The organism is Duncaniella sp., from assembly GCF_029054785.1.
In the GTDB taxonomy this organism is placed as follows: domain Bacteria; phylum Bacteroidota; class Bacteroidia; order Bacteroidales; family Muribaculaceae; genus Duncaniella.
Genome location: NZ_JAIDEN010000172.1, coordinates 1 through 7842, shown reverse-complemented (window position 1 = coordinate 7842; position 7842 = coordinate 1). Strand labels below are relative to the sequence as shown.

Here is a 7842-nt window from a genome sequence, read left to right as displayed (position 1 = left end):
AACCGCCCCCTCTACTGCGCGCGAGCCGGATACTGTCAGTCAGACAGACATCCGGCCCGCGCTTTTTTTGTTTAAGGGCTAAGGCAGCAAGAGCCGACAGGGTTGAGAGCCTTGAGAGTCCTGAGGAGCTTTGGGAGAACTGGGTGTTTTGGGAGCTCTGGGAGTTCTGAGACCTTTGGGAGCACTGCGAGTTCTGCGAGTCCTGCGAAAGCAGAACCCCGCCTCCCCGGAATCCGCCGCCCCTTGAATCCAACCCTCCCTCGCAAAACTCCCAAAGCTCTCAGGACTCCCAGAGCTCCCAATCCCTCAAATCTCCCAGAACTCCCAGTGCTCCCAAAACTCTCAAGGTTCCCAGTACTCCCGGCGCTCCACAAACTCCTTTTTGAACCTGTCAGAAACTCTCTAATTCCCCTCTATATTGAAGTATAGCGGCTTTTTGTTTGCGGTTACGCAAATTTGTTGTACTTTTGCAGGAAAATGGATCAGTCTATCCATTCTTTTTTAACACATTAAGCAAAGTAACTATATATACAATCTATACGAATGGAACTTTCTGCGTCACAACTTGCAGCATTGGTCAATGGTATTGTTGACGGTGATGAAAATGTGAAAGTGAGCACTTTTGCCAGAATTGAAGAGGGCCGTCCCGGCGCACTTTCTTTTTTGGCGAATCCAAAATACACTCATTTTGTTTATTCGACTGACTCGTCGGTTGTGCTCGTCAGAAAGGATTTCGTGGCCGAGCAACCGGTGAAAGCTACCCTTATTCGTGTTGAAGATCCGTATGCGACTGTGGCCCGTCTGCTTGAAATGGTGACGGAGATGACCAAGGTCGAGAAAGTCGGAGTTGAGTCTCCGGCCTTTATCGCGGACGGTGTAGAGGTGCCGGCAGATGCTTATGTCGGTGCTTTTGCGTATATCGGACAGGGTGTGAAGCTCGGTGCCGGAGTCAAGATTTATCCTCAGGCCTATGTGGGCGACGGATGTGAAATCGGCGATGGTACGATTCTTTATGCCGGCGCCAAGGTTTATCATGGCTGCAAGATAGGTAAGAAATGTATCATCCATTCCGGTGCCGTGATCGGTGCTGACGGATTTGGCTTTGCTCCTGTTGAAGGCGGTTATGAAAAGATTCCTCAGACAGGCAATGTTGAGATCGAGGACGATGTTGAGATCGGTGCCAATACCACGATTGACCGCGCGATGATGGGCGCTACCCGCATCGGACGCGGAGTCAAACTTGACAATCTCATCCAGATTGCCCACAACTGCGCAGTCGGCCCCCATACCGTTATGGCTGCACAGGTCGGCATCGCCGGTTCTGCCAAGGTCGGCGCACAGTGTATGATCGGAGGCCAGGTCGGTCTTGTCGGTCATATCTCGATTGCCGACGGCACTCAGATCGGTGCGCAGAGCGGTGTGAACAAGGGTACCAAGCCCGGCGACCGTATCATGGGCGCTCCGGCTGTGGAAATGGGAGAATATGCCCGTAGCCTTGTCTACATGAAGAAGCTCGGCTCTCTCTACGAACGCGTCAAAGAGCTTGAGAAGCAAATCAAAGAAGTAAAAAATTGAAAGCTTATTATATGAATCAGAATACACTGAATGGTGAGTTCTCACTCACCGGCAAAGGATTGCATACCGGGCTTGAGATTACAGCCCGTTTCCTTCCCGCGCCTGAAAACCACGGATATAAATTCAAACGTGTCGATCTTGAAGGTCAGCCTGTCATTGACGCTCTTGCCGAGAATGTAGTGGCCACAACCCGCGGAACCGTGATTGCCAAGGGCGAGGCTCGTGTCTCGACTATCGAGCATGCGATGGCCGCGCTCTATGCCGCCGGTGTCGACAATGTGATGATTGAGGTCAATGCTCCTGAGCTGCCGATCCTCGACGGAAGCGCGCGTTTTTACTGTGAAGAGATCGCCCGTGTCGGTCTCGCCGAGCAGAATGCCGATAAGGACTATTACTATATAAAGTCGAAACTTGAGGTGCGCGACGACACAACCGGATCTTCGATCCTTGTGTTGCCTGACGATGAGTTCTCGGTCGATGTCAAGATTGACTTTGATTCCGTAGTGCTCAATAATCAGTTTGCCTCGCTGGAACATGTGGAGAACTTCCCTGAGGAGATCGCCGCAAGCCGCACATTCGTGTTTGTCCGCGAGATCGAGCCTCTGGTGAAAGGCAATCTTATCAAGGGCGGTGACCTTGACAATGCCATCGTCATCTATGACAGCCCGATGGAACAGGCCGAGCTTGACCGTCTTGCCGATCTGATGAATGTACCCCACAAGGATGTCAGTATGTTCGGCTACATCAACAACATTCCTCTGACTTCAGAGAACGAACCCGCACGCCATAAGCTGCTCGATCTGATCGGCGACCTCGCCCTGATCGGCCGTCCGCTGAAAGGCCGTGTGATCGCTACCCGTCCCGGCCATTCGATCAACACGACATTTGCAAAGCGCATCCGTCGCGAGATCAAGCATCAGGAAGTGCAGGCTCCGGTCTACAATCCGGACAAAGAGCCGCTGATGGACAACAACCGCATCCGTGAGCTGATCCCCCACCGCTATCCCTTCCTCCTGGTCGATAAAATCATCGAAAAGGGCACAAACTATATTGTCGGTGTCAAGAACATCACAGCCAACGAACCCTTCTTCCAGGGTCATTTCCCGCAGGAACCTGTGCTTCCTGGCGTTCTCCAGGTAGAAGCTATGGCTCAGACCGGCGGCATCCTGGTGCTGAGCGGTCTTGACGAGCCTGAGCGCTACTCGACCTACTTCATGAAGATCGACAACGTGAAGTTCCGTCAGAAAGTTGTGCCCGGTGACACCCTCATTTTCCACGTATCCTTCATGACCGAGCTGCGTCGTGGATGCGCAATGATGAAAGGCTATGCCTTTGTGGGTGAAAAGATCGTCACCGAGTGTGAGTTCATGGCCCAGATCATCAAGAACAAGTAATAGAAATCAAGTTAAACACAGAGAGAAACCTCTCGTAGATAGAAATTATGAAACAACCTTTGGCATATGTCCATCCGGCGGCTAAGATCCATCCGAGTGTTGTGATTGATCCGTTTGTAACTATTGATCAGAATGTCGAGATCGGTGAAGGTACGCGTATCGGTTCGAACGTTACCATCATGGAAGGCGCACGTATCGGCAAGAATTGTACAATCTATCCCGGCGCTGTGATTTCGGGACCTCCCCAGGACCTGAAATTCCGTGGCGAGGAGTCTGTCGCCATCATCGGTGACAACACCACGATCCGCGAATGTGTCACAATCCACCGCGGAACCGCCTCCAAGGGCAAGACTGTGGTCGGCAGCAACTGTCTGATCATGGCTTATTGCCACGTGGCCCATGACTGTGTGATCGGTGACAACGTGATCATGTCGAATGCCGTGCAGTGTGCAGGCGAGGTTGTTATCGACGATTTCGCAGTGATCGGCGGCGGCGCTCTGATCCATCAGTTCTGCCACATCGGTCCTCATGTCATGCTTCAGGGTGGCGCTCTTGTCAACAAAGACATTCCTCCCTACGTCAAGGCCGGTCGCGAGCCGATCGCCTATGCCGGAGTCAACTCCATCGGTTTGCGCCGTCGCGGATTCTCCAACGAGACCATCCGTGATATCCAGGAAACCTACCGCTATCTTTATCTCTCAGGCCTGAACAACTCAGACGCCGTAGAGCGCATCGAAGCCGAGCTTCCCGCAACCAAAGAACGCGATGAGATCATCCTGTTCGTGCGCAACTCGAAGCGAGGCATCATCCGCGGTTACGTATAATTGTTCTGCCCGACCGGGACGGCGCTCTCCGCAGCCCTCTCCGGCGGTGACAGACAGTATCAAAATTCTATAACTCTCTCCTCTCATGAGACCGGTAGTCTCACTATTACTCATCATAGGCACTTCGGCACCGTTTCAGACGGATGCCGGGGTGCCTTTTAACGGTCTTGGCGGCGAGGCGTTGCTGCGTGAAATAGCCCGCGGAAGCCGCCCGTCGGCGCTGGTCGGAACCGAAGTCATCGACATTGACTTTGACGATCCGTTCACCGGCAGATCCATCCGGATTTCAGGCGGAGAACTGCCTGCGGGCTATGAATGGTCGACGCTTGTGCCTGAGGAATGGTGGCGGGAGGCAGTGCGGATATATGGCGACACCGTCAGCCGTGACCTTTATAATAGGATCCCGCTTGATACCGATGTCAGGCAGTGGCGCGGAAGCCGGCCGATAAGTGAAGTGGTCACAGTCCGCTACTCAAACGGGCTGTGGAAATCGGGCCTCGGACTGATGGGTGGGGAAGAGTTCGAATGCTATTGGCCGCCGGAAGCGCTGAAAGGCCGGCTGGCCCGAACTTATTTTTATATGTCGACGCTCTATCATGTCGATGTCTGGGCGCCGGAAGCCTATCTGATGATGAACTCAGAACGTTGGCCGGGCCTTGATCCGTATTCTTCACGGATGCTTATGGACTGGCACAGAGCCTGTCCCCCCGGACCTGACGAAATCGCGGTCAATGATCTTGCCAGACGCATGCAGGGCAACGGCAATCCATTTGTCGATTATCCCGACCTTGCGGAATATATCTGGGGTAGCCGTCAGGGGGAGACTTTTCTGATAGAAGGTGAGCCCAAGGCGCTCAGGGGGACTTACCGGCTGAGTGAGGGGCAGATCGACCTGTGGTCGCCCTACGTTGCCTCAGATGCCGTGTGGGAAGCCAACGGAGTCAGAGTTGACGGAAGCAGTGTCTCGACCACTGCTCTTGGAATCGGAGACCACTGCCTGAACTATCGTTCGCCCTCCACCGGCGAACGCGGATGTCTGATGATCAAAATTACAGAAGGATGAGAGGCTGCGTGAAGATAATTGTTTTCGCACTCGCCATGTTGGCGTTTGCCGCCTGCGACAAAGGTTCAGACGGAGTGCGGCGAAGCGATGACCCGAAAGATCCGGGCATCATTGACGGCCCGAACCGACGCCCCTCGCCCGACGGAGGCGATTGGGATTTTGAAGCAGAACTGAAAGATGACTGTCTCCGCTTCATCGGCGGCGGGATCCGCTTGCGTTTCGACCGCGCGGGAGTGCTTGTCAAGTCAAAAGCCGACGGCAGCGGATCATTCATAGATCTTGACGGCGACACCAAAGTCGATTTTCAGATCGGAAGAGCCGGGACTGACTCAGTCTGTGCGGACTCATGGATCGCTGTTGACGGACGGCGGCTGGAGAATGTCAGAGTGGTCATGAAAAAACAGACCGCATCTGCGGTCTGGTATCATGTCGGGTCATCGCAGGCCAATGACGGAGGCTACATGCTTGTGACCCTGCGCTGATTGCGCGTTATTTCTGCATTATACGCGCCATAGCACGCTTGTCTTCGCGCTCCTTGATGGACTGACGCTTGTCATATTCCTTTTTACCGCGAGCGATTCCGATCACTAACTTGGCCAGTCCGCGGTCATTGATAAAAAGCCTGAGCGGAACGATTGTGAAACCGCTCTCCTTGCCGTTTTTCTCAAGTTTGGCAATCTCCTTGCGGTTGAGCAGAAGTTTGCGGTCGCGGCGGGTGGCATGGTTGTTGTAAGTACCGTAGAAATACTCGGCGATATACATGTTTTTGATCCACACCTCACCCTTGTCCACATAGCAGAAAGTGTCGGCAAGCGAGGCTTTCCCCTGACGGATTGACTTGATCTCCGTTCCGGTCAGGACGATGCCCGCAGTGAAAGTGTCACCGATGGCATAGTCAAAGGTGGCACGTTTGTTCTTTATGTTGATATCCTTTGAAATCACGTGAATTTAACCGATTATGAGTGAAAATAGAAAATATAAGAAATAGGGTGGCATGAGGACGCCGAGGATGGCGATGATCATGAAGATACCGACTTTCTCGGCTTTTACACCCATGTAGGAGACACCTTTCCACTGGATCAGGGCCACATAGAAAGGCAGGAAAAAGAGCATCACCGAGGTTATCGGCAGCAGATTTATGATCAGCGAGATCAGAGCCAGCAGCCCCAGTGTATAGAGGACGAAGGTGTGGCACCGGGTCTCGTCATAGCGCTTTTCAAGAGTAGGCTCTGCGAAAAGCGAAAGAGCGAACACCCCGAAAAAGTAGCTCACGAAGTAGACAAGGAAGGTCACGATCATCTTCATGAACAGAACCAGAAACTCGGAGTTGTGATAGACTCCCTGCATGAACTCGCTGAGAGCCGTCACCGCTATCAGCGGATAGAAACCGCGGGCCGCGATTGAGCGAGGATTGTCAGCGGCCACTTCGATATCTTCCCAGCCATTGCCGGGCGAAAGTACCAGTTGGAACAAATATTTTAGATAGCGGCGCATAGGAATCGTTTTTTTGAAATCAACTGCAAAATTACACAGAATCACCGAAAAATCCGCCAGATAGAACAAGCAATTATCCGTAGGGTGCGATATTTTGTGTACGGTGCGGACGCTGACGGGTAAAAAGTCCGGTCACCGCAACATCGGCTGTGGCCGGACTTCAGAATTGATAAATTATTATGAATAAGTAGATCTTAAAAAATTAAGCGTAATATGTTTTTACAAAGTAACTGCGAAAGACTTTTCCCGGAAATAAATCTCGCATCAAGTATAAATTAATTTTCAAGAGTTACTTAGCAGTTAAAAAAATGCTTGTTGGGTGTGGGGGGAATTGCGTTTTTCAGAAAGAGAACTGGGCGAGGGCGCCGACTCTCTTGCCCCAGCCGTGGGAGCCGTCGAAGTTCATGCGCTCTCCGAAATTGGCTTCAGCGCCGAAGCTGATGCGGGGTGTGACGTTCCAGAAGAGGTTGACGGCTCCGTAGAGTCCGTATTTGTAGTCGCTGCCCTGGGCTGTGTCATGGCGCGGGAGATAACGGCCCTGACCGAAAGTGGCCGACATGAACACCTGCGGAGTGAAATTATATTGCAGACCGGCAAAGTAGCCCCAGCCGGGGACTGTGTAGAGTTTTCCGGGATCATCCGGACGCGAGACGAGGTCATATTTGCCAAGGAGGAAATCGCCGCCGAAGTTTGAATAGGAACGGCCTCCGTTGACTGTCGCATAGACCGTCAGCGGATCGACCGGACGGAACACGGTGCTCAGTTGCAGACCCCAGCCAACTTCCTGATGATTGTGACCGTTGACCATGTCGCGGTAGGGCAGAAAGCGGGTGATGCCTGACAGGCGTATGTGCTGTCCGGTCTGCCACTCATACTGGACCATAGCGGAGATATTCGGCAGGAATTGGCTGCGGGCCGCAGTGGTGGTTCCGTCTTCCTGTATTGTCATGCCGGGAGTCTCCACCGAAGCAGCCACATAGATGCCGCTCTTTTTGAAGTGGTGCATATAGCGGACCAGTACATTTGTTCCGTCCATCTTCATTGTCGGACCGCTGGCATCGACAGTCGGAGGGACAGCCGCACCGTCTCCGAAAGTCGATGACGCGTAGCCGATTGTCCAGTCATTGATTGTCGCATAGGCTTTTTTCAGGTGGAAGTCGCGAGTCTCGTAGCCGTTGAAATTGGCTTCGATGTAGAGCTGATAGTCACCGAGACGCTTGTTGCGGCCTATCACGCGGAAAAACAGAGCCGTGCCGGCAGGGCTTGTGCCGAGCCTCTGGCGGTTAAGCTCATCGCGTTTGGTCGGGATGAAATATGGCGAGAAGCCCGGAGTTCCGGTTGTCCCGCCCCAGTCGAAATAGCCTCTCATGCGCACCATTCCGCCGATACCCATCGCAAGCTGGGAGTCGCGGCTCATGAACAGGAAATAGGGCTGTCTAATATACACAACTGACGCTGCCGACGAACCTAGAAGTGGACAACTCCGTGGTCG

At 53.1% G+C, this 7842-nt stretch carries 8 protein-coding genes; 5 read left to right on the top strand and 3 right to left on the bottom strand.

Going from position 1 to position 7842, the window contains the following annotated elements:
• The first annotated feature begins 543 nt into the window (after nucleotides 1-543).
• The 5 genes from lpxD to K2H17_RS10560 all read left to right on the top strand — a co-directional run bounded on the left by lpxD (nucleotide 544) and on the right by K2H17_RS10560 (nucleotide 5338).
• Entirely contained in the window at nucleotides 544-1575 is a 1032-nt protein-coding gene (gene lpxD / locus K2H17_RS10580) for a UDP-3-O-(3-hydroxymyristoyl)glucosamine N-acyltransferase (RefSeq protein WP_300134575.1), read from the top strand.
• 11 nt (nucleotides 1576-1586) lie between these two features.
• Complete coding sequence (locus K2H17_RS10575; protein ID WP_300134573.1) at nucleotides 1587-2969, top strand: bifunctional UDP-3-O-[3-hydroxymyristoyl] N-acetylglucosamine deacetylase/3-hydroxyacyl-ACP dehydratase; 1383 nt, start codon at nucleotides 1587-1589, stop codon at nucleotides 2967-2969.
• 47 nt (nucleotides 2970-3016) lie between these two features.
• Entirely contained in the window at nucleotides 3017-3793 is a 777-nt protein-coding gene (gene lpxA / locus K2H17_RS10570; protein ID WP_107033167.1) for an acyl-ACP--UDP-N-acetylglucosamine O-acyltransferase, read from the top strand.
• Nucleotides 3794-3878: 85 nt separating this feature from the next.
• Complete coding sequence (locus tag K2H17_RS10565; protein WP_300134570.1) at nucleotides 3879-4856, top strand: endonuclease; 978 nt, start codon at nucleotides 3879-3881, stop codon at nucleotides 4854-4856.
• Nucleotides 4857-4864: 8 nt separating this feature from the next.
• The gene (locus tag K2H17_RS10560; protein ID WP_300134568.1) at nucleotides 4865-5338 is read left to right on the top strand and encodes a hypothetical protein; all 474 of its coding nucleotides are present in this window, start codon (nucleotides 4865-4867) and stop codon (nucleotides 5336-5338) included.
• Nucleotides 5339-5345: 7 nt separating this feature from the next.
• On the opposite strand, the gene smpB is transcribed toward K2H17_RS10560, so the two are convergent.
• From smpB to K2H17_RS10545, 3 genes are all read right to left on the bottom strand, one after another.
• Complete coding sequence (gene smpB / locus K2H17_RS10555; RefSeq protein WP_300134577.1) at nucleotides 5346-5804, bottom strand: SsrA-binding protein SmpB; 459 nt, start codon at nucleotides 5802-5804, stop codon at nucleotides 5346-5348.
• A complete protein-coding gene (locus K2H17_RS10550) occupies nucleotides 5805-6350 on the bottom strand; it encodes a hypothetical protein (RefSeq protein ID WP_300134566.1) in 546 nt (181 codons plus the stop codon).
• Nucleotides 6351-6690: 340 nt separating this feature from the next.
• On the bottom strand, nucleotides 6691-7797 hold the full coding sequence (locus tag K2H17_RS10545) for a hypothetical protein (protein ID WP_300134564.1): 1107 nt from the start codon (nucleotides 7795-7797) through the stop codon (nucleotides 6691-6693).
• Nucleotides 7798-7842 lie beyond the last annotated feature (45 nt).